This window comes from Methylorubrum zatmanii (assembly GCF_014845115.1).
Taxonomy (GTDB): Bacteria; Pseudomonadota; Alphaproteobacteria; order Rhizobiales; family Beijerinckiaceae; genus Methylobacterium; species Methylobacterium zatmanii.
In genome coordinates this window covers 14803-35920 of the sequence record NZ_NKUI01000053.1, presented here as the reverse complement: position 1 = coordinate 35920, position 21118 = coordinate 14803, and the positions used below count along the sequence as shown (strand labels likewise).

The following is a 21118-nucleotide window of genomic DNA, read 5'->3' as shown; positions in this document are numbered from 1 at the left end:
GGTAGCAGATGCGCCGGTCGGCCGCAAAGCCGGCCGGTCGTCCGGTCTCACGAGCCGGCACCGCCGTCCAGGACGCTGACGGAGCGGCGGTTCTGCGACCAGCAGGAGATGTCGTTGCACACCGCCACCGGCCGTTCCTTGCCATACGAGACCGTGCGCATCCGCGACGGCGCGATGCCGCGGCTGGTAAGGTAGTCCAGCACCGCCTGGGCACGGCGGGCGCCGAGGGAGTAATTGTATTCCCGCGTGCCGCGCTCGTCGGCATGGCCCTCGATCAGGAAGCTGTAGCGCGAGTAGCGCTGAAGCCAGGAAGCCTGCTTGTCGAGGGTCGCGGTGGCGGTCGGGGTGAGGTCCGAGGAATCCGATTCGAAGAAGACCCGGTCGCCGACATTCACGACGAAGTCCTGGGCGCTGCCGGGGCGCGCAACGCCCCCGGCCCCGCCCGCGCCGAAGCCCGAAGCGTCGGCGAGGTCGCTGTCCTTGCTGCAGGCACCGAGACCGAGCGCGGCGCACAGCGCCAGCGTCAGGGAAAGCCCACGAAAGCGCGCGGGTGTCGACATCGTCTCTCTCCTCGTCACGGCCATGCCGTGCCGGTTGTCGTTCCAGTCCCGGAAATTGTAGCCGCGGATGGTTAAGCGTCCCTCACGGAGCCCTTGTCGCCGGCTGTCTGTCGGCGAGACGGAGCGTTCCGCGCGGTTGCTCATCCGTTCGCGAACTGCAACGCTTCCGTTCTGCCGAGAATTGCGGCGGGCCGGCGGCGTCCGGCGGTTCCGCGGCAGGTTCGCGCTCGATGTTGCGTTGCGGCAACAGGCCAGGGTTCAGGCCGCGCGCAGGGTCGCGATCGCATCCCGTGCATGGCGCGCCGCGATCACCACCGTGTTGAGCGACGGTGCCACTTCCTCGCCCCTGACGCAGGCCTGTTCCAGCGCCGAGCAGGCATCGGAGAGGGTGCGGAACGCGAGGGCGCCGCTGGACGAGACGAGGACATGTGCATCCCGGGCCAGCTGCGAGGGCTCGCTGGCGGGCGTGTCGAGGCGCGCCGAAATCTCACGGTCGAGGACACCCAGCAACTCCATGAGGCGGGGCCGGCCGAACAGGATCTCGAGCTCCGCCAACAGCTCCGGATCGAAGGTCGGTGTCTGGGCGTGGCCGGCGGGTCGCCTGCAATCCTCATTCATCTCGGTGCTCAGCTTCGCAGAACTTCGCTCTGCAGGAAGTTTGTTAACGCTACGTTAACTCATTTTTCCTGTGATGATGTCGGCGTCAACTGGATAAGGGTCATGCGCGCTGCTCCGACCGCGCTCATCGTCGAAGACAATTACCTGCTGCTCGAAATGCTCACCAAACTCTGTGAGCACGAGGGCATGCGGGTGCTCGCTGCGTCCAGCGGCGAGGCGGCGCTGACGACGCTACGCGCCGGGGGCGAGGCCATCGACTGGTTGTTCACTGATATCCGCTTGCCGGGGCTGATCGACGGTTGGACGGTGGCGGACGCCTATCGCGAGCGCCATCCCCATCGGCCGATCATCTATGCCTCGACCTCCGCGCCGATCGAGGGTCGCACGGTTTCCGGCAGTATTTTCGTGCGCAAGCCGTTCCAGGCCCGGGACATCCTCGCCCTGGCGCGCATGATGGTTGCCTCGAACGGCGCCGAAAGCGGACTTCGCACAGCCGGCTGAGTTCACTGCATGACGAAGGGGCAGGCAGCGGCGCCGCGATCATGCGACCGGGCACCAGCGGATAGGACCGGCTGGGTCGGAACAGCACCGTGTCGCCGAAGCTGAACCGGAAGCGCGATTATATTGGGTTTTTGCAGGCTAGAAAGCCGCATTAACATCCCACTTCGACGCCTTAGTCGCATCGCTTGCTGGGAGTTTGAGATGATTTGGTGGGCGCACTAGGGTTCGAACCTAGGACCCGCTGATTAAGAGTCAGCTGCTCTACCAACTGAGCTATGCGCCCAAGGTCTCTCTTGGAGAGGCCTCGCCGCCGGGCCACCAGTCCCCTGCGGTGGAGGCGAATTAGCAATGGCCGGCCGGCCTGTCCAGCCCCTTCCAAAAACTTTTCCGACAAAATGCACCGCACCCGGTCCCGGCCGCCGCCGGCTCTGTCCGACCCTTTGCATCGGCCCGCGTGACGGGGGGCGCCGTCTCGGCTACAGCGCATGAATGACTCGCGCGCGACCTCTGAGAATCGGCACCCGCGGCAGCCCGATGGCGCTGGCCCAGACCGGCATGGTCCGGGACAGGATCGTCGCCGCCAATCCCGGGCTCGAGACGGAGATCGTCGTCGTCTCCACTGTGGCCGACCGGGTGCTCGACCGGCCGCTCTCCGAGATCGGCGGCAAGGGGCTGTTCACCAAGGAGCTGGAGCAGGCGCTGTTCGCCGACAGCATCGACGTCGCCGTCCATTCCATGAAGGACGTGGAGACGTGGCTGCCCGACGGGCTCGTCATCGCCTGCATCTTGGAGCGGGACGATCCCCGCGATGCCTTCCTCAGCGCCGGTGAGGCCAACGGCCTGGCCGATCTGCCTGCGGGCGCGCGGGTCGGGACCTCGTCCCTGCGGCGGGGCGCACAGGTTCTGATGCACCGGCCCGACCTCACCATCGTGCCCCTGCGCGGCAACGCCAACACGCGGATGCGCAAGCTCGAAGCGGGCGAGTGCGACGCGACGCTCCTGGCGCTCGCCGGCCTGCAGCGCCTCGGCATGGAGGATGTGGCCCGCAGCGTTCTCTCGGTGGAGGAGATGCTGCCGGCCGTGGCACAGGGCGCCCTCGGCATCGAGTGCCGGGCGCGGGACGATGCTATCCGGGCCCTGCTGGCACCGGTCGCCTGTGCCACCACGACGACGGCGCTCGATGCGGAGCGGGGCCTGCTGGCGGAACTCGACGGCTCCTGTCGCACGCCGATCGCGGCGCTCGCCCGGATTCAGGGCGACCGCCTCAGCCTCGACGGATTGTTGTTCCTGCCGGATGGCAGTCGCCATTGGGCGGTGCATCGGGAGGGAGCGACATCGGACGCCGCCGAAATCGGCCGCGACGCCGGGGCCGAGCTGAAGCGGGCGGCGGGCGATGTCTATTTCGCCCACCTGAAATAGCCGGGACTCATACCAAATCCGGTCGAGATCCCTTCGGGATGGCGGATTTGGGCTTCGCTCAAATGCCGCGCGGGCTTGCTGAGACGGAATCCGCTCCGATCAAGCGGATTCCGTCTCAGGCGAGGCTGCGCTCGATCGTCTCCTCGTCGCAGACGATGCCGGCGGTGCCGGCGAACTCCGCCTCGCTGGTATGAGCCGGCGGCGCGGCCGGGGCGCTGTCGGGGCCCGGTGAAAAGCTTCTCATGAAGGAGCGCATCACGTGGGCGACACCGGCCTCGGCGATGCTGCGCTGGTCCTCGCCGTAATAGCGGCCGCCATGGGTCTGGCTCGTGATGATCTCGTAGGACGGGAAATAGACGAGGCGCGGATCGCCGCGCTCGCAGATTTCCCCCGCGGCGGCGCGCAGCACCGCCTTCGACTGCGCGTTCGAGACGAGGACGTGCTGGTCGAGATAGGTCGCGATCAGCGGGACCGGCGAGACGGTGACGATCACCCGCGCGCGCCCGTTCACGCTCCAGAGCCGGTCGAGGAAGCCGGCGAGGTCGCCGATCACCTCCGAGGTCGTCGCGTTGACGAAGGCCACCTCGGCCGGATCGAATTGGCCGCCCGCGACGCCGGGCGCCAGGGAGAGCGCCGCTCCATCGGCGCGGCAGCGCCAGCCTTCGGTGAGGCCCAGCGTCACGACCAGGACGTCGAGGCTCTCGAACAGGTCCCGCACCCGGGCGAGATGGTGCTCGCGGGCCGCGAGGACCGCCGCCTCGTCGGCGAACCCGTCCGGCTCGATGGTCGGGCGAAACGGATCGACGAAGCGCCCATCCTGCCGCTGCCACGCCTTGAGCTGCGGATCGAAGGCGCCGAAGGCCCGGTCGAAAAGCTGCACGAACTGGCGCGGCCCATAGAGGTTGCCGTAGCGGGCCGAGAAGGTCCCGTATTGGCGGGAAGCGGCCTCCGCCTCCCCCATGCCCTCCGGTGCCTCCTCGGTTACATGATAGCGGAAGCCGCCCCGAGCGAGCGCCTGCGAGACGCGCTGCGCGAAACAGGATCCTGCGGTCGCGACCCGGTCCGTGCGGGCGATGCGGAAAGCGTCGCGTGGCCCCGGATCGAGGGCGAAGGGCGGGACGCCCGCCACCGCCTTGCGCCAGAATCGCTCGGCCGGTAGATCGCGGTAAGGGTTCATCGCTTAGTTCTATCCTGCGCGCCGATACCCGTCCGCCCTTGATGCGAGAGGCTGCGCGCCGCTTGCCCCTGCTTCCCGACCTTTTCAAGCCGCTCGCGCCGCCCGTCCAGGCCCTGGCGCGGCGCGGGCTCTCGCCGCGATTCCGGGCGAGACCGTGGCGGCGGCCTGCCGGAACCCCTCGCATCTCGGTCATCGGCAATTGCCAGGCGGAGGGCGTCGCGCAATCCCTGCGGCTGCTGCTGCCGGGCGCCGAGGTCGAGACCATCCTCGTCGCCGGGCTCGCCCGCCGGTTCGGGACTATCGACCGACTGGCCTCGCATCTCGGCTCGGCCGACCACGTCTTCTCGCACTTCTTCCCTGAAGGCTTCATCCCCGGCGGCAATGTCCACGCCCTGGCCGAGCGGGTGCCGCGTCTGCGGCTGTTCCCGACGATCCTGTTTTCGGGCTTCCATCCCGATCTCGTCCATGTTGGCGATGAGGCGAGCCTGCGCCTGTCGCGCCTCGTCGCCTCGCCGGTCGGTCCCTATCACTCGGCCATCGCGCTTCAGGCCTTCCGCCGGGGATTGAGCGTCGCGGCGGCTCTGCGCCTCTATGACGGCGCCGTCTTCGAGCGGCTCGGTTATTTCGGCCTGTGGGAGGCCGGCGCGGAATACCTCCTGCGCACCGCCCGCGACGTCGGCTTCGGTCTGGATCGGGAATTCGCCCTGTGGTGCCGCGGTGGCGTCTTCATGCACGTCGTCAACCATCCGCGGCTGCACGTGCTGGGCGATGTCGCCCGTCGCCTCGCCCGCGAGGCCGGGCTCGACCCGCTCGACATCGCCGTCGAGGCCTATGCGCCCGATGGCTTGGTGGCCGAGTCGGTCTGGCCGGTGCTGCCGGCCATCGCCGAACGCTACGGCGTGACCGGATCGACCTTGTTCAAGGGCGACGGTCGTCGCGCGCCGCCGCGCCTGCTCGACCTGCCCGATTTCGTCGCGGAAAGTTTCGCCCTCTACGCCCGGCACCGGCCGGAGGATCTGGCCTGTGCCCGTGTCGCCGCCTGGGAGGCGGATGAGGAGATCGGCGCGCTCTTCGACGCTGTGGCCTGAGCCGCCGTCCCGGTACGATCGCCTCCGGGGCTTCAGAAATCCATCGACGCCGAGAGCAGGAAGGTCCGTGGCGTCCCCTGGCTGAGGATGCCGCGGCCGGTGGTGGCCCAGTAATTGTTGCCGGTGACGTTGACGACGTTGGCCCGGAGTGTCAGCGGCCGGTCCTGGAACGTGGCGGTGTAGCGCAGGCCGAGATCGAGGGTCGCCCAATCCGGGATCTTCTGGCTGTTGGCAAGGTCGTAATACTGGGCCGCGGTGTAGATCACCCGGCCGGTCAGGGTCAGGCCGGGGAGGAAGTCGGGCGGCAGGTCGTACTCGCCGTAGAGGTTCACCTGCGCATCCGGCACGCCGATGGCGACCCGACCGACATTGCGCGGATCCTGGGATTGCACCTGCACCCCGTCGAGCAGGGTGACGCCGCCGAGCACGCGGATGCCGGGAACCGGCTCGCCGAACACGGTCAGTTCGACGCCGCTGTTGCGCTGGCGCCCATCGACCGAGAACAGCCGGGTGCTCGGATCAAGAAAGCCGAAGGGTTGCTCGATCTCGAATGCAGCGAAGCCGACGCCGACGCTGCCGAAATCGTATTTCGCGCCAACCTCGGTCTGCCGGGATACGAAGGCCGGGAAGGCCGCATTGCCGTTGAGGGCGTCGACTGGCGGAGCCGGTGAGGTCAGTCCCTCGATGTAGTTGGCATAGAGCGAGAGTCGCTCCACCGGCTTCACCACGAGACCGACGCCCGGCGAGAACGCGCCGCTCTCGCTCGATCCGGTACGGAAGCCGGTCACGGCGTTGTAGGAGTTCACGTCGAGGCTTTGCCAGCGGCCGCCGACCGTGAGCAGGATCCGGTCGTCGAGGATCGACAGGGTGTCGGCGATGGCGATGCTGCGGTTGATCCGGCTCGACGTGCGCGGCGTCGCGTTCGACAGGCCGATGGTCGAGCGCGGGGCGACGTAGACCGGGTTGTAGAGGTTCGACACGATGGTCGCGCCGACATTCTGCACGGTCGGCTGGGCGAGATCCTGCCAGAAGCCGACGGCGGCGAGGCCGAAGCTGTGCTTGATCGGGCCGGTCTCGACCGTGCCGCGCAGGCCCGCCTCCGCCGTCTGGTTGACGATGTGCATCGGCAGGTAGCTGATTGGTTCGCGGTAATCGCCGCGCGTGTTGAAGATCGTCAGGATGCCGCCGAAATATTCCTGGCGGAAGTTCGAGCGGCCATAGGCGCCGTAGAGCGTCAGGTCCGGCGTCAGGTCGTACTCGACCCGGGTGGCGAGTTGCTGGTTGGCGCTGTCGCGATATTCCCAGGGCTGTTGCTGGTTCAGGGTCAGATCGGGCGCGCGGGGGATGCGGACGCCGGCGGCCACGTTGCGGTTGCGCAGGGGCGAGGTGAAATCGAGCTCCTGATAGCCGAGGTCGAGGCTCGCCCGCAGGCGCTCACCGCGATAGTCGAGGGCGAGGGCGGCGACGCCGAAGTGAAGGCTCTGGTTGTCGATCGGCGTGTTGCCGTTGTTGAAGGCGCCGTTGAAGCGGATGCCCCATTCCTTGGCATCCCCGAACCGCCGGCTGAAATCCACCGCCTTGTAGATCGTCGCGTCGGACGCGTAGCCGAGGGTGACGCGGTTGAGCGGCTCGTCCCCGGCCCGCTTCGGGATCAGGTTGATGATGCCGCCGATATTGCCGAAGGGCGGCACGCCCGACAGCAGGGTCGAGGGGCCGCGCAGCACCTCGACGCGCTCGATCGGCTCGATGGCCGGATTGAAGGAATCGGCCACGCCGAACAGGCCGTTGAAGGCCATATCCTGCGCGAAGACCGGAAAGCCGCGGATGAAGAAGCCGAGGATGCCGGAGAAAGCCGGCACGTTGGTCCGGATCGAGGGATCGTTGTTGACCACGTCCTGGACGTTGCGGGCCTGCTGATCGCGGATCAGCTTCTCGGTGTAGCTGGTCGAGCTGAACGGCTGGTCGAAGACGTTGCGGTTGCCGAGGAATCCGAGCCGCGAGCCGGAGCCGACCACGCCGCCGGGATAGGCGGGCGGGGGCGGCCCGACCACGGCATTTCGGTTCGTGGGCTGACCGTTGCTGCGCGACTCCACGGAGATCTCTTCGAGCCTGACCCCGTCCTGCGCCCGCGCGCCGAGCACGAAGCCGGGAGCCATCAAGGCCGTGAGGCCGACGCCGGCGGCAAGACGACGAGCGATTTGCGAGGGTAAGGCGGGGAGTTGCGGCATGCGAATGCAGCTCCGGTAAAGGCACGGCGACCGGTCAGCCGCCGGAAGCGATGACCCTATGTTTGGCTTCTATTCGGTATCGCTGTCCCTGTCGCAATCCCGACTCGTGAGATCGCATGATTCATCCCCGTGTTTGTTGCCGCAATGTAACACGATAGAATGGAATACTTATAAAGAAGGCCGTCTTTTCCGGAATGCTCTCAGGCCGGTCGCCGCAGCGTTTCCGGTGGCTTTCGGCGAACCCCTCGGCAATCGCCCGGTCCGGGATGCGCCCCTCCCGCAGGCTCGGCCGGGCCACGCTATCAGGCCGCAAATCGTTGTAAATCAGACCAAACCTGAAGTATTTTGAATTGTTAAATTGAAAATAAATCGAAAATATTATGCATTCACCCTCGATAAATTTCCGATATGAGCCATTTGGATCGGTATTCTCTTGAACGATGCTGTTTTTCGCTTATGTCTATCGTCCATCGGACTGGTCGTGCTTCTGGCGAGCGGGCGCGTGTCACCCTTGCCCAGCACGCCGATACGCTCCGCAAATCTCTTAATTCTCCGGGGAGATGCTCATGATTCCGTCGGTCGAGCTCCGCGTCGGCAATACGCCGCTGATCGCTCTCGACAGAATGTTCCCGCCGGACATCGTTCCCGTCTTCGCGAAGCTGGAGATGCTCAACATCGGCGGCAGCGTGAAGGATCGCACCGCGCATTACATGGTCACGCAGGCCATCGCCGCTGGCCGGCTGACGCAGCGGAGCCATCTCGTCGAGAGTTCGTCGGGCAATCTCGCCATCGCGCTCGCGATGATCGCGCAGCGCTACAACATCCCGTTCACGGCGGTCGTCGATCCCAACATCGCCCCCACCAACCGGCGCCTGATCGAGGCTTTCGGTGCGACGGTCGACATGGTGCAGGAGCAGGATGAGGAGGGCGGCTACCTGCACACCCGGGTGAGGCGAGTGACGGAGCTGGCCCGCACCATCCCCGGCGCCGTCTGGCTCAACCAATATGCCAATCCCGACAATTGGCGGGCCCATTACAACGGCATTGGCGCCGAGATCGTACGGGACATGCCCGCGGCCCCGACCCATGTGGTGGCCGCCGTCTCGACCTGCGGAACGCTGATGGGGCTGGCGCGCCGTCTGCGCGAGCGCTGGCCGGGGATCGAGGTCATCGCCGTCGATCTCGACGGGTCGGTCATCTTCGGCGCGCCGGGTGGGCGGCGGGAGATTCCCGGCATCGGGGCGAGCCGGGTACCGGAGCAGCTCTCCCTCCCCGAGGTCGATGGAGTGATCTACGCCACCGATTGGGAATCCGCCCTCGGTTGCCGCAGGCTGGTCGAGACCCAGGGCATCCTGGCCGGCGGCTCCTCCGGCACCGTGGTCGCGGCCATCGCCAAGCTGATCCCGCATCTCGGCCGGGGCGCCCGCATCGTCACCCTGCTTCCCGACCGGGGTGAGCGCTACCTCGATACCGTCTACGATCCGGCCTGGCCGGCGCCGGAGCGGCGCCTGACCAAATCGTTCCAGGCCTCCTACCGGCGCATCGGCTCCCAGACCGCAGCCGCCTGAGCCGCGCAGGGATCGTCGCCGGCCTGTCTCCGGCATGCCCCTCGTCCCTCCCCCCAATCCCGCCACTGTCCGCTCGGGACCGTCCAACGTGACGGCACCCTTCTCGTCGCTCGACCATTCAGGAACCAACGCCATGGCCTCGACCAGCCTGCGCTACCTGTCGCGCTCCGACATCGTCGCTATCGGGGGCGATCGCTCCGATCTCTACATGGCGGCGATCGAGGATGGCTTTCGCCTTCACGCGGCGGGAGACTTCGTCCAGCCGCTGAAGCCGTATCTGCGCAGCCCGCGCACCACCCATATCGCCGACCGCATCATTGCCATGCCGGCTTGGATCGGTGGTGATCGGCCGGTCGCCGGCCTCAAATGGATCGGCTCGAAACACGACAATCCCGCCCGACGCGGGATCGAGCGCGCCAGCGCCGTGATCGTCCTCAACGATCCCGAGACCAACTATCCCATGGCGATCATGGAGGCGGGCCTCGTCAGCGCCATGCGCACCGCCGCCGTCACCGGCATTGCCGTTCGCCACCTCGCGCAAGCCGGCTTCGCGGAGGCCTCCCTCATCGGCTGCGGCCCCATCGCCGCTCGGCAGGCGCAGACCCTGGCCGAGCAGTTTCCCAGCCTGAAGACGATCCGGCTGTTCGACCTGCGCGAGGCGGCCGCCGAGGACCTCGCGGCACAGTTGCGCGACCGCTTCCCGCATCTGCAAACCGTCATCGTGCCGAGCGCGGAGGCGGCGGTGCGGGACTGCCCGGTCGTCGTCACCTGCACCGTCACCGACAAGCCCTACCTGCCCTTCCACTGGCTCAGCCGCGGCACTCTGCTGGCCAATGTCTCGATCATGGACGTGGAGCGAGAGGTCTTCCTCAAGGCGGACAAGGTGGTCGTGGACGATTGGGATCAGTGCAACCGCGAGAAGAAGATCATCAATCTCCTCGTCGAGTCCGGTGAGTTCTCGCGGGAGAGGCTGCACGCCGAACTCGGTGAGATCGTGGTCGGCCGCCGGCCGGGGCGCGAAACCGACGACGAGATCATCCTGCTCAACCCGATGGGCATGGCGATCGACGACATCGCCTGCGCCCGCGCCGTCCTGCGCCGCGCCGAACAGGCCGGTGCCGGCACCGTGCTGCCGCTGTTCTGAGAGCCGGCCCGATGTCCGGACCGATGCGGGCGGCGGCCCCGAGAGCCACGGATCTCGCCCGGGATCTGCTGGCCGAACTCTTCGACGCCCTCTGGATCGAGGATGTCGCCGGCTTCCAAAGCCGCGCCACCCTCGGGACGACGGCTGAGGACGGAACCCGCGACTACGCCCTCGCTGTGGGCGCCGGGCATCTGCGGGCGCGCGTGCGGCCGGATGGCTGGCGCGACGGTTTCCGCTTCGCCGGCTCCGCGCGCTACGAGACCGCCTCCTCCGGCGCGGATATCGACGCGTCGGCGCTGCTGAGCCTAGTGCTCGCGGGGATGCCCGATCTGCCCGGCACGATCCGGCAGCGCAGCCTCGACGAACTCACCGCGATCATCGACGCGCTTCCCGACAGGGCGGCTTGGGCCGAGGGCCTGGAGGCCGAAGCCCGCGCGGACGATGCCATCGTCTGGGAGCGGCTCGCGGCCTGGCGCGACCGGCCGTTCCACCCCCTGGCCCGTGCCCGCCACGGTTTCGACCGGGCGCAGACCCTGGCCTATGGCGCGGAAGCCGGGCGCTACTTCGCCCTCGCCTGGGTCGCGCTCGCCCGCGAGCGTCTGGCCGAGGCGCCGGGCGCCGGCCCGTCGGATCCTTTCGCCACCTTCCTCGACCAGCGCCAGCAGGCCCTGCTCGCGACCGAGATGCGGACTCGTGGGATCGACGGATCGCATATCGCCCTGCCCGTCCACCCCTGGCAGGCGGCGCACAGCCTGCCGGCGCATTTCGCGGCCGAGCGCGAGGATGGGCAACTTGTCCTCCTGGATTTCCAGGGCCCCCTCGTCGCGGCGACCTCCTCGCTGCGGACGGTGGCCTTTCCGGCGCGGCCCGGCCTGCATCTGAAGCTGCCCCTCGACGTCAGAACACTCGGGGTCCGCCGGCTGCTGCCGCCGCAATCGCTGCAGAACGGCCTGCACGGCGCCGCGCTGCTCGCCGCCGGGCGGGCGCACGATCCGTGGCTCGCCGAGCATGTCGCCCTCGCGGATGAGGACGCCTTCTGGCATTTCCGCGAAGCGGACGGTGACCTCTACGCCGAGCGCCCTGCCCTGCTCGGCTGCGCCCTGCGACGGCTGCCGGAGGGCGGTCCGATCGTTCCGCTCGCGACCCTGGCGGTCGCGCCGGGCGGGGGCCTGCCGCCGGCCGTTCGGGCGCTCGCCGGCGAGGCGCCGGATCTGACCCGGCTGTTCTCCGACATCGCCGGCCTGGTCCTCGGCCTCGTCCTGCGCGGCGTCTGCCTCGGCTTCGTGCCGGAACTGCATGGGCAGAACGCCCTCGTCGCCTTCGAGGGCGCGCGGCCATGCCGCCTGATCCTGCGCGACCACGACACCGTGCGCTGTGCCCCCGACTGGCTGGTTGAGGTCGGCCTGCCCGTTCCGGCCTATCTGATCACCGATCCGCAGCGGAACTCGCTGCTGCTGCGCCGCCCGGACGATCTCCTCGCCTACGCCCAGACGCTCGCCATCGACGTCGCCCTGCGCGCCATCGCCGAAACCTTCGCCGAGGCGGAGCGCGGCTTCACCCTCGCGGAGGCCCGCCGGATCCTCGTCGCCACCGTCAGGCGCGTCCTCGGCGAGGCCGAGGCTCCGCCGGAGCGCAAGCAATGGGTTGCCGCCTGCCTGCTGGAGCAGCCTCTGGCGCCGTTCAAGGAAGTGCTGACCCCGCTTCTCGCGGCCTCCGCCCTGACCACCTCGATGCCGAGCCGGCTCGGCTGCGCGGCCAATCCGCTCTTCCTGGAGGCGCGGTCTTGAAAGTCCGGGAAGAGGCGCCGCCGCTCGGGCTTGCCGGCTTCGCGGCCCTGGTCCTGCTGCAACTGCTGGTGACGGCGGCGCCGCTGGCGCTGCTGCCCTTCCTCGGCCTTCACCTCGCGCGGATGAGCGCGGCGCCGGCTTTCTGGACCGCCGCCGCGCTGGCGGCTCCCGCCGTGACGACTCTGGCGATGACGCCGGCCTGGGCCGGGCTCGCGCGGATTCTCTCCTTGCCGAGCCTGATCGTCTGGACCGGAATCTTCACGGCGGCGAGTTGCGCGATCATCGCCGTCGCGAGCGATCCCGTGACGCTGCTCGCCGGCCGCCTGGTTCAGGGCCTGGCCGGAGGCGGCGTCGTCCTGGCGCTCGCCTTCCGCGCCGGTGGCCGCAGCGCCGGACGGGGCTTCGCGGCGATGCAGCAGGCGGTCTCGGCGGGCTGTCTGCTCGGCCCGCTCGCCGGCGGCTTCGCCTTCGAGCGGGAGCAGCTCGGCCCGTTGATGCTCGGCTTCGGTGGCCTCATCCTCGTGGCGATGGTGGCTGCCGCCACGACCGGCCGCGACCTCTCCGCCGAACCGGACGCGGAGACACCCTCCGGCCGGGCCGATGCGAGCGATCTCTCCCTGCTCTGCGCCGGGCTCTGCGGCAGCGCCGGAGCCTTCGCCTTCGTTGCCTTCTTCCCCGCCTGGGCGAACGCGTATGACCCCGTCCTCTACACCCCCGGCCTGATCGGCCTGCTGCACAGCCTGAGCTGGCTCGTCGCCCTGCTGATCCTGCCGCTTTGGGCGCGGGTGATGGATGGCGTCTCGCCGATGGCCGCCCTCAACCTGTCGCTCATCGGCTGCGCCCTCGGCTTCGCCGCCGTGCCTCTGGGCGCGGGCCTCGCCGGCATCGTCGCGCTCCGCCTCTTGCAGGGAGCGCTGTTCGCAGGCCAAGCCCCCGCCCTCTTCGCCGCCGTCGAGGCGGTGGGCCCGAGCCGGACCGCCGCCATGGCCCGCGCCCGCGCCAGCCTGACCCTGGGCCAGCTCGTCGGCCCCTTCGTGGCGGGATTGGCCCTGGCGCCCCTCGGCCCGGCGGGTGCCCTCTTCGCCGCCGCCGGCCTGTCCTGCGCCGGAGCCGTCGCCCTCGCCACGGCCTCGCACCCCCTTCGCACCATCCGGAGCCGCGCCCGATGACGACATCGCTTCCCGCCCGACCCGCTGCGGAGACCGCCGCGACCCATGCGAGCCTTGCGATCGAACGCCTGCTCAACACCTGGTTGCGCGAAGTCGCGACCGACCTCGATCCGGTGGAGGGAGAAGACTGCACGATCCCGCTCGGAGCGCAGACGCTGACCGTGCCCTGCCTGCGCCATTCGCCGGGCGGATTCCATGTCTGGGGGGCGCCGGTCCGGTTGCGCGACGCCGATGGCCGCTGCCTGGAGCTGGATGATCCCGCCGAGTTGGCGCGCCGGATGATCGATGCCGTGACGCCCGAGGCGACGCCCCTGCGCGAGACGGCGAAACGGCGCTTTCTCGACGGACTTCGCCGCTCGCACGCCCATGCCGTCGCCGGTGCGGCCCGGCCGTTCGATCCGACGCCGACCGGGCGGGAGCAGAGCCTGTGGCACGGCCATCCCTTCCATCCCCTCGCCAAGAGCGTCGACGGCTTCACACAGGCCGACACCGAACGTTTCGCGCCCGAGCGCGGGGCGGCGTTCCGCCTGCGCTGGCTGATCGCCGCCCCCGATCTGGCCGCCTCGCTGTGGCGCGACCCGGAGGGCGAGCGGCGCGTCACCGCCGCCCTCGCCCGCCTCTCCGGTTTGCCGAGGGAGGCCATCGCGGGCCGTGTCCTGATCCCGAGCCATCCCTGGCAGGCTGCCCGCCTCGAGACCGATCCAGACATCGCCGCCCTCATCGCCGAGGGGCGGTTGACCCTCACCCCGCCCTCCGGCGAGATCGTCACGCCGACCTCCTCGGTGCGGACGGTGTTCGCGCCCGGCGAGAACCTGTTCCTCAAGCTGCCGATCGCGGCCCGCATCACCAACTTCGCCCGCACCAACAGCCGCGAGCATCTCGCCCGCAGCATGGCCGCGTCGCGGGCCCTCGCGGCCCTGCCGGACGCCGTGGCCGCCTGCGGCCTCGATATCCTGAGCGAGCCAGGCGCCCTGCTGCTCGATCACGACGGACTCGCGGCGGTGACGGGGGTTCTGGTCCGGGAGGGTCCGGCCCGGCCGGCCTTCGTGGTGGCGGGACTGCTCGAGCCGTCGCCGCAAGACGGTCGGCCGATCCTGTCGGCGATGGGATGCCCGCTCTCGGGCGCGCAGGAGGCCGAAGCCTGGATCAGCGCCTATGTCCATGCCGCCATCCTGCCGCCGCTGCGCCTGTTCGCGCGCACGGGAATCAGCCTCGAAGCGCATGCGCAGAACAGTCTCCTGGTTCTGGAGAACGGCCTTCCCGTGCGCCTCGTCGTGCGCGATCTCGAAGGGGCCAGCATCGACCGCGAACGGTTCGAACGGCTCGCACCGGGCTGCAGCCTCGACCCGGCGGTGTTCTACGAGGGGCAGGAAGCCTGGAAGCGCCTGCTCTATTACCTCGTCGTCAATCAGGTCTCGCACGCCGTCGCGACGGTCGCGCGGGCGGCCCATATCGCGGAGGCGCCGCTCTGGCGGATCGTGGCCGAGACCCTCGCCGCTTCGGTCGAGGACGATGCCACCGCCGCCTGGATCGCCCGGCTTCTCGATGCGCCGACGCTTCCGGCCAAGGCCAACCTCACGAGCTGCCTCGCCGGTCGCGGCGAGGCCCCGGATTACGTCGCGCTCCGCAATCCGCTGCGCAGGGCGGACGCCGCCGGGCGCTCGGCCTGGGAGGAGGCGGGCCTTCGGGTGGCCGCCCAGCTTCTCGGCGCGCTCCTGCACGAGGACCTCCTGCGCGCGGCCACGGTGAGCCTCGCCGGCCCCGACGAGCGGCTCGACATCACCCTCACACCCTCGCAAAGCCGGGTGACCTATCGCGCCCGGGCGCGGCGCATGGGGGCCTATGGGCGGATCCTGATCGATCCGGAAAGCCTCGCGGTCGATGACGGCGCGCCCATCACCGATGCGTCGCTCCTGCTCGCCGATCTGCTGCCCGATCTGCCGGGAGATGCGGCCGATCACCGGGTCTTCGCGGAGGAGTTGGCGCGGACGCAGGCGAACCACGCCGCCGCCCTCGCCCACCGCGCGGGAACGGCGCTGGCGGATCTGTCCTACGAAGCCCTGGAGGGCGCGCTGACGGATGGGCACCGTTATCACCCCTGCTTCAAGTCGCGCATCGGCTTCACCCCGGAGGACAACCGCGCCTACGGCCCCGAATTCGCGCAACCGCTCCGCCCGATCTGGATCGCGGCCCACCGCTCCATCGCCGCCGCCGGCTCCATGGCGCGGGAGGGAGAGCAGGATCGGGCGCTTCTCGCGCAAAGCCTCGACCCGCGCACCCAGGCGGCCTTCGCCGCGCGCCTGCCGGGCCCGCCGGAGGAATTCTTCCTGCTGCCGGTCCATCCCTGGCAATGGCGCCAAGTGGCAGAAGGCGCCGTGCAGGCCCAACAAGGGGCCGGGCGCCTCGTCCTGCTCGGGCCCGCGCCGCACGCCTACAGCGCGCAGCAATCCATCCGCACGCTGGCCGATCTCACCGCACCGGACGCGCCTTCGCTGAAGCTCGCGCTCTCCATCCGCAACACCTCGACGGCGCGCACCCTCGCCCCCCACACGGTGCTCAACGCCCCCATCGTCAGCGCTTGGCTCAAGGAGGTGACGGCGGACGATCCCTACTGGCAGGCGACCGGCGCGGTGCTCCTGGCGGAACGGATGGGCGTCGCGGTCACCGCCCTGCCACCGTGGGATCGGGACGGCACGACCCGAGGCGCCCTCTCGGCGATCTGGCGCGATCCGGTGACGCCGCACCTGCGCGAGGGCGAAGGTGCCGTGCCCTTCACCGCCCTGACCCACCGGGACGGGGGCGAGCCCTTCATCGCCGGCTGGATCGCTCGCCACGGAGTCGAGCCTTGGCTCGACCGGCTGCTCGCCGTCGCGATGCTGCCGGTGGTGCATCTCCTCATCGCCAAGGGCATCGCGGTCGAGAGTCACCAGCAGAACATGGTGCTGTTCCATCATGCCGGCTGGCCGAGCCGCGTGGCCTTGAAGGATTTCCACGACGGAGTGCGCTTCATCCCGGACCATGTGGCCCGCCGCCCGGCTCTGGTGCCGACGCCGCCCGAGCATGCCCGCGTCAACGCCAATTCCTATGTCGAGGCGCGGGACGTCGAGGATGTGCGCGACTTCATGGTCGATGCCCTGTTCGGCGTGAACCTGGCCGAGCTCGGCTACTGCCTCGACCTCTGGTTCGGCTATCCCGAGCGTCGTTTCTGGGACCGGATCGTGGCGGCTCTGGCCGGGCATTGCGCGGCGCATCCGGCCGCCCGGCAGGGGGCGTTGCGCTACCGCCTCGCGGCGGAAACGCTGGTGATCGAGGATCTCGCCCGGCGCCGCATCGACCCCGCGAATGCCCGCGGCCGACGCGTGCCGAATCCCCTGGCGCCGCTCGCGGAGGCGCTGGCATGACCGCCCGCCTGCGTCTCCGGGCGCGGCTCGATGGCGGGCGCGTGGCCGGGGGATTGTTCATGTCGATTCCCGCGCCGGAGATCGTCGAGATCGCCGCCGTGGCCGGCTTCGATTTCGTGCTGATCGATCTGGAGCATACCCTGATCGACGGGGCAGCCCTGGAGCACCTGCTCGCGGCGGCGGACCGGGCCGGCCTGAGCGCCCTCGTGCGGGTGCCGGACGCCGGTTCGGAGCGAATCCTGCAGAGCCTCGATGCCGGCGCCGCCGGCATCGTCGTGCCGCGTGTGTCCTCGCTCGCGGAGGCCGAGCAGGCGGTGCGGCGAGCCCGGTACGCGCCGCGCGGGATCCGCGGCCTCAATGCCGGTCGCCTCGGCCGCTACGGCGAGAGCGACCTGCCCGCCCTCGCCGCCCGCCTCGACCAGGAAACGCTCGTGGTCGCGATGATCGAGGATGAGGCCGGCCTCGGCGCGGCGACCGAGATCGCCGGCCTCGACGGCATCGGAGGGCTTCTGTTCGGGGCGGCGGACTATTCTCAATCCATCGGTCGGCCCTGGCAGACCTCGGCGCCGGAGGTGGTCGCCGCCGGCGCAGCTGTGGCGCGGACCTGCCGTGACGCCGGGATCCACTGCTTCGCGATCCCGCGCGCGGACGAGGATCTGCCCCGTCTGCTCGACGAGGGTGCGCGCGGCCTCATCGCCGCCAACGACCGTGGCCTCCTGCGCCGCGCCCTCACCGCGACCGATCGCACGTGGCGTCGCATCGCCGGAGCGCAAGCATGACCCTGTTTCACCCCTCGCCCGCGCAGGTCGCCGCAATCGCCAGGACAGAGAGCCCGGTCTGCGCCTTTCTGCACGACCTCGATGCCCTGCGGTGCCAGATCCGCAGCCTGACCGCGCCGCTGCCGGCGGGCACCGAGTTCTTCTACGCCGTCAAAGCCAACAACGATCCACGGGTGCTCCGCGCGCTGGCGCCCCATGTCGCCGGCTTCGAGGTCGCCTCCTCGGGGGAAATCCTGCGGGTCCGCGAAGCGGTCGGGCCGGGCGCGCGGATCGTCATGGGCGGGCCGGCGCGGACGGAGGGCGACATCCGCACCCTCCTCGCCCACGGCGTCGAGCGGCTGCATGTCGAGAGCCTGCACAGCCTGCGCCTCGCCAATGCGGTGGCGGAGAGAAGTGGGGCGATCCTGCCGGTCCTGCTGCGGGTGAACCTCGCCGGGCCGGTGCCGGGGGCAACCCTGACCATGGGCGGCGCCGCCACCCAGTTCGGCATCGAGCAGGCCTCGATCCCCGATGCGATCGCCACCCTACGCGATTGCCGCGCCCTGCGCTTCGAGGGCTTCCATTTCCACACCGTCTCGAACAACCGGGATGCCGCCGGCCACGCGGCGCTCTGCGCGGCGGAGATCGATCTTGCGCGAGCCTGGGCCGGCGAGCACGGCCTCGACCTGCGCGTGATCAATCTCGGCGGCGGCTGGGGGGTCGATTATGCCGATCCCGCATGGCGCTTCGACACGGAGCGTCTCGCGAGTGCGCTCAGGCCCCTGGCGGGGAGCGGCCCGCGCCTGCAATTCGAGTGCGGGCGCATCGTGGCCGCCTACCACGCCGCCTATCTTTGCGAGGTGCTCGACCTGAAGCGCAGCCACGGGCGGGCCTTCGCGCTCCTGCGCGGCGGCACCCATCATTTCCGCCTGCCGAGTTCGTGGGCGCACGACCATCCGTTCCACATCCTCCCACGGGAGGAGTGGGACCATCCCTGGCCACGTCCCGAGATCGCTCGGATGCCGGTCACCCTCGCCGGGGAGCTGTGCACGCCGAAGGACGTGCTGGCACGGGACGTGCCGGTGGCACGGCTGCGGGTCGGCGATCTCGTCTGCTTCGAGATGGCCGGGGCCTATGGCTGGGACATCTCCCACCACGACTTCCTCTGCCACGCACATCCGGAGCGGATCTTCCTCGACCAGGGCCGGATGGCGGCGGCAGAGGTGACGGTGTGAGCGGCATGATGGCTCTTGCGGAACTCCGGCTCCTCCCGCCTCACGCTCTGCGTCCGACCGAGGAGATCGTCCCGGCCCGGGTCGGCGAGGTGATCGCTCTCATCTTGGAGCAGCAGGCTTGGACGCAGCCGATCTGCGTGGAGCGGGACACCTTGGCTGTGCTGGACGGCCATCATCGGCTGATGGCGGCGATGCAGCTCGGCCTGACCCGCGTGCCGGTGCGGCTCTACGACTATGCCGCCGTTCAGCTCTCCTCCTGGCGCCCCGACGTGATGCCGACCCGCGAGGAGGTGCTGGGGCGCGGGCTCAGCGGAAGCCTCTTCCCGCCCAAGACGACGCGCCACATCTTCGCACGCGAAGAGCGGCTGGAGATCGCTCTGCGCAGCCTCGTCCCATGATCATAAGGCCCTTGCGAGGTGAACCGAGGGCAGCGTGTTCGGCCGCCCTCAATCCTCGCGAAGCTGGTGTGCGTCAGGGCGTGGAGCGCGCGCGTCCGAAGGCCCAGGCACCGACGGCAAGCGCACCGATGGGGGTCACGAGGAGAGCGAGCACCGGCAGCAGGCTTGCCATGGAATTTGCCCTTTTTCACCGCGTGCCTGGCTCGACCATTCGAGTCGCAGGCCTATCAAAAGGGCTACCATGAAATATGGTTCCATCCATAGGGCTGCCGATCACTATTTCGCAAGGAAGGCCTGGCCGTCGCTCGATGGTCACCGGGGGCGGCAGGCCCTCTCATGATGGAGCGAGGGAGATCGATCGTTCCTCCGGCTCGACCGGAGCAGGCACTTCACCGCTGCCTCCGGCGGGTCTTCGCCCAGGCGGCGAAGAGATAGCCCCCGCCGCTCAACACCAGAATTCCGGCGATGATGCCGAGCCAGATCAAACCGCCTTCCATCCCGTCCTCCGTTCGTCCCTGAACGGGTAACGCGGTCGGCGGCGGTGGTTCCGGTCGCGCCTTATGCCGGATCCGGGTGTGGCGACGGGACGGTGCCCCGCTCCACATCCCGGCCGAGGCGCAGGACCAGGCATCCCGCCAGGATCAGCACGGCGGCGACGGCGGCGAGGGCGTGATCGAACCGGCCGGTGGCGTCGCGGATCCAGCCCATCATGGCCGGGCCGGCGAAGCCGCCGATGCTGCCCAGCGCGTTGATCAGGGCGATGCCCCCCGCCGCGGCGCTGCCGCTGAGGAGGCTGGTCGGCAAGGTCCAGAAGGTCGGCAGGGCCGCGAAGATGCCGAGGGCGGCTAGGCTCAGCGCGACGATAGTGAGAAGCGGGGTTCCGGCCTGGCTCGCGGCGAGGAGGGCGAGGCCAGCGCCGATGGTGGGGATCGCCGTGTGCCGGCGCCGCTCGCCGGTTCGGTCGGAGCGGCGGGTCCAGGCGACCATGCCGAGGGCCGACACGATGTAGGGGATGGCGATGACGAAGCCCGTTGCCACCAGGCTGAAGCCGAAGGCGCTGACGATCTGCGGCAGCCACAGGCCGACCGCGTAGACGCCGGTGCTGAGCCCGAAATAGACGAGGCCGAGGCCGAGGATGCGCGGAGCGACGAGGGCACGCCCGAGATGCGCCGTCCGGCCCGGCCGGGAGCGATGATCCTCCGCCATCCGGGCCACGAGGGTCGCCCGCTCCGTCTCGCTCAGCCAGGAGGCGGCCTCCGGCCGGTCGGTGAGCGCGAATAGGGCTGCGACACCGAGGAGCAGGCTGGGGGCCGCCTCCAGCAGGTAGAGCCATTGCCAGCCCGCTAGGCCGAGGGCTCCGTCCGCCCCACTCATGACGAGGCCCGAGAGCGGTGCGCCGATCGCGGCCGAGAGCGGCACCGCCATCATGAAGGTGCCGACGATGCCGGCGCGCTGCCGGGCCGGAAACCAGTAGGTCAGGTAGAGGATGATGCCGGGGAAGAAGCCGGCCTCGGCCAGTCCGAGCAGGATGCGCACGGCATAGAACGACCATTCGCCGACGACGAAGGCGGTCGAGGCCGAGACCAGCGCCCAGGTCACCATGATCCGGGCGATCCAGAGCCGTGCGCCGACCCGCTCCAGGATCAGATTGCTCGGCACCTCGAAGGCGACGTAGCCGAGGAAGAACAGGCCCGCGCCGAAGCCGTAGGCCGAGGCCGAGAGGCCGATATCCCGGTTCATGGTGAGCGCGGCGAAGCCGACATTCACCCGGTCGAGATAGGCGAAGAAGTAGCACAGCATCAGGAAGGGCAGCAGGCGCCGCGCCACCTTGCCCGCGAGCGCATCAGCCATCCGTTCGCCTTCGTCCCTGGTTCGTCCGCGATGCCGCTTCAGGCGGGCCGCCCGCACGGACGACGCCCGGCTCGGGTGCCGGATCGGCGGATGGCGGCTTCCGTACCGAAGTCGCGGCGCCCTGGATAGCGGCCTGCGGCCGCGCCGCCCGGAGCCTGGGGCGGCTGGCGGCGCGAACCTGTCGCGGCACGCCGCAGAACCGGAACCGGCGCAGCG

16 protein-coding genes and 1 tRNA gene are annotated in these 21118 nt (G+C 69.7%); 11 read left to right on the top strand and 6 right to left on the bottom strand.

The genetic code is table 11. From position 1 onward, the window contains the following. Nucleotides 1-47 precede the first annotated feature (47 nt). Together pal and MZTS_RS07745 are read right to left on the bottom strand one after the other, a co-directional pair. On the bottom strand, nucleotides 48-560 hold the full coding sequence (pal, locus tag MZTS_RS07750) for a peptidoglycan-associated lipoprotein Pal (RefSeq protein WP_009866223.1): 513 nt from the start codon (nucleotides 558-560) through the stop codon (nucleotides 48-50). A 258-nt stretch (nucleotides 561-818) separates the two neighbouring features. After that, complete coding sequence (locus MZTS_RS07745; protein ID WP_192283033.1) at nucleotides 819-1178, bottom strand: Hpt domain-containing protein; 360 nt, start codon at nucleotides 1176-1178, stop codon at nucleotides 819-821. A 102-nt stretch (nucleotides 1179-1280) separates the two neighbouring features. Between MZTS_RS07745 and MZTS_RS07740 the strand changes: the two genes are divergently transcribed. Further along, nucleotides 1281-1679, top strand: a complete 399-nt coding sequence (locus MZTS_RS07740; RefSeq protein ID WP_009865748.1) for a response regulator — start codon at nucleotides 1281-1283, stop codon at nucleotides 1677-1679. A 207-nt stretch (nucleotides 1680-1886) separates the two neighbouring features. Here the strand turns inward: MZTS_RS07740 and MZTS_RS07735 are convergent. Beyond that, a tRNA-Lys gene (locus MZTS_RS07735) sits at nucleotides 1887-1962 on the bottom strand. Between the two features lie 206 nt (nucleotides 1963-2168). On the opposite strand from MZTS_RS07735, the gene hemC reads away from it, so the two are divergent. Continuing rightward, nucleotides 2169-3098, top strand: a complete 930-nt coding sequence (gene hemC / locus MZTS_RS07730; protein WP_192283031.1) for a hydroxymethylbilane synthase — start codon at nucleotides 2169-2171, stop codon at nucleotides 3096-3098. A gap of 115 nt (nucleotides 3099-3213) precedes the next feature. On the opposite strand, the gene MZTS_RS07725 is transcribed toward hemC, so the two are convergent. Next, nucleotides 3214-4275, bottom strand: coding sequence for a GSCFA domain-containing protein (locus MZTS_RS07725; protein ID WP_192283029.1), 1062 nt, complete (start codon nucleotides 4273-4275; stop codon nucleotides 3214-3216). 62 nt (nucleotides 4276-4337) lie between these two features. Here MZTS_RS07725 and MZTS_RS07720 point away from each other — a divergent pair, with 62 nt between their 5' ends. Further along, nucleotides 4338-5363, top strand: a complete 1026-nt coding sequence (locus MZTS_RS07720; protein WP_192283027.1) for a WcbI family polysaccharide biosynthesis putative acetyltransferase — start codon at nucleotides 4338-4340, stop codon at nucleotides 5361-5363. 32 nt (nucleotides 5364-5395) lie between these two features. On the opposite strand, the gene MZTS_RS07715 is transcribed toward MZTS_RS07720, so the two are convergent. After that, nucleotides 5396-7591 (bottom strand): TonB-dependent receptor, encoded by a 2196-nt coding sequence (locus MZTS_RS07715; RefSeq protein WP_192283025.1) that lies wholly within the window; start codon nucleotides 7589-7591, stop codon nucleotides 5396-5398. A gap of 566 nt (nucleotides 7592-8157) precedes the next feature. On the opposite strand from MZTS_RS07715, the gene sbnA reads away from it, so the two are divergent. The 8 genes from sbnA (at nucleotide 8158) to MZTS_RS07675 (ending at nucleotide 19051) form a co-directional block, all read left to right on the top strand. Further along, a complete protein-coding gene (gene sbnA / locus MZTS_RS07710; RefSeq protein WP_192283022.1) occupies nucleotides 8158-9159 on the top strand; it encodes a 2,3-diaminopropionate biosynthesis protein SbnA in 1002 nt (333 codons plus the stop codon). Nucleotides 9160-9247: 88 nt separating this feature from the next. Then, nucleotides 9248-10303 (top strand): 2,3-diaminopropionate biosynthesis protein SbnB, encoded by a 1056-nt coding sequence (gene sbnB / locus MZTS_RS07705; protein ID WP_343068719.1) that lies wholly within the window; start codon nucleotides 9248-9250, stop codon nucleotides 10301-10303. An 11-nt stretch (nucleotides 10304-10314) separates the two neighbouring features. After that, on the top strand, nucleotides 10315-12090 hold the full coding sequence (locus MZTS_RS07700) for an IucA/IucC family protein (RefSeq protein WP_192283020.1): 1776 nt from the start codon (nucleotides 10315-10317) through the stop codon (nucleotides 12088-12090). Continuing rightward, a complete protein-coding gene (locus MZTS_RS07695; RefSeq protein WP_192283018.1) occupies nucleotides 12087-13259 on the top strand; it encodes an MFS transporter in 1173 nt (390 codons plus the stop codon). The genes MZTS_RS07700 and MZTS_RS07695 overlap by 4 nt, the downstream gene beginning before the upstream one ends. After that, the gene (locus MZTS_RS07690) at nucleotides 13256-16660 is read left to right on the top strand and encodes an IucA/IucC family protein (protein WP_192283016.1); all 3405 of its coding nucleotides are present in this window, start codon (nucleotides 13256-13258) and stop codon (nucleotides 16658-16660) included. Before MZTS_RS07695 ends, MZTS_RS07690 begins: the two co-directional genes overlap by 4 nt. After that, nucleotides 16657-17439 carry a 2-keto-3-deoxy-L-rhamnonate aldolase RhmA gene (locus MZTS_RS07685; RefSeq protein ID WP_009862528.1) on the top strand — a complete coding sequence of 261 codons (783 nt, stop codon included), beginning with the start codon at nucleotides 16657-16659 and terminating at the stop codon, nucleotides 17437-17439. Before MZTS_RS07690 ends, MZTS_RS07685 begins: the two co-directional genes overlap by 4 nt. Beyond that, the gene (locus tag MZTS_RS07680; protein WP_192283014.1) at nucleotides 17436-18653 is read left to right on the top strand and encodes a type III PLP-dependent enzyme; all 1218 of its coding nucleotides are present in this window, start codon (nucleotides 17436-17438) and stop codon (nucleotides 18651-18653) included. The genes MZTS_RS07685 and MZTS_RS07680 overlap by 4 nt, the downstream gene beginning before the upstream one ends. A gap of 5 nt (nucleotides 18654-18658) precedes the next feature. Next, nucleotides 18659-19051: a ParB N-terminal domain-containing protein gene (locus tag MZTS_RS07675; RefSeq protein WP_192283012.1), complete on the top strand. Its 393-nt coding sequence runs from the start codon at nucleotides 18659-18661 to the stop codon at nucleotides 19049-19051. Between the two features lie 558 nt (nucleotides 19052-19609). Here the strand turns inward: MZTS_RS07675 and MZTS_RS07670 are convergent. Continuing rightward, a complete protein-coding gene (locus MZTS_RS07670) occupies nucleotides 19610-20902 on the bottom strand; it encodes an MFS transporter (protein WP_192283010.1) in 1293 nt (430 codons plus the stop codon). Nucleotides 20903-21118 lie beyond the last annotated feature (216 nt).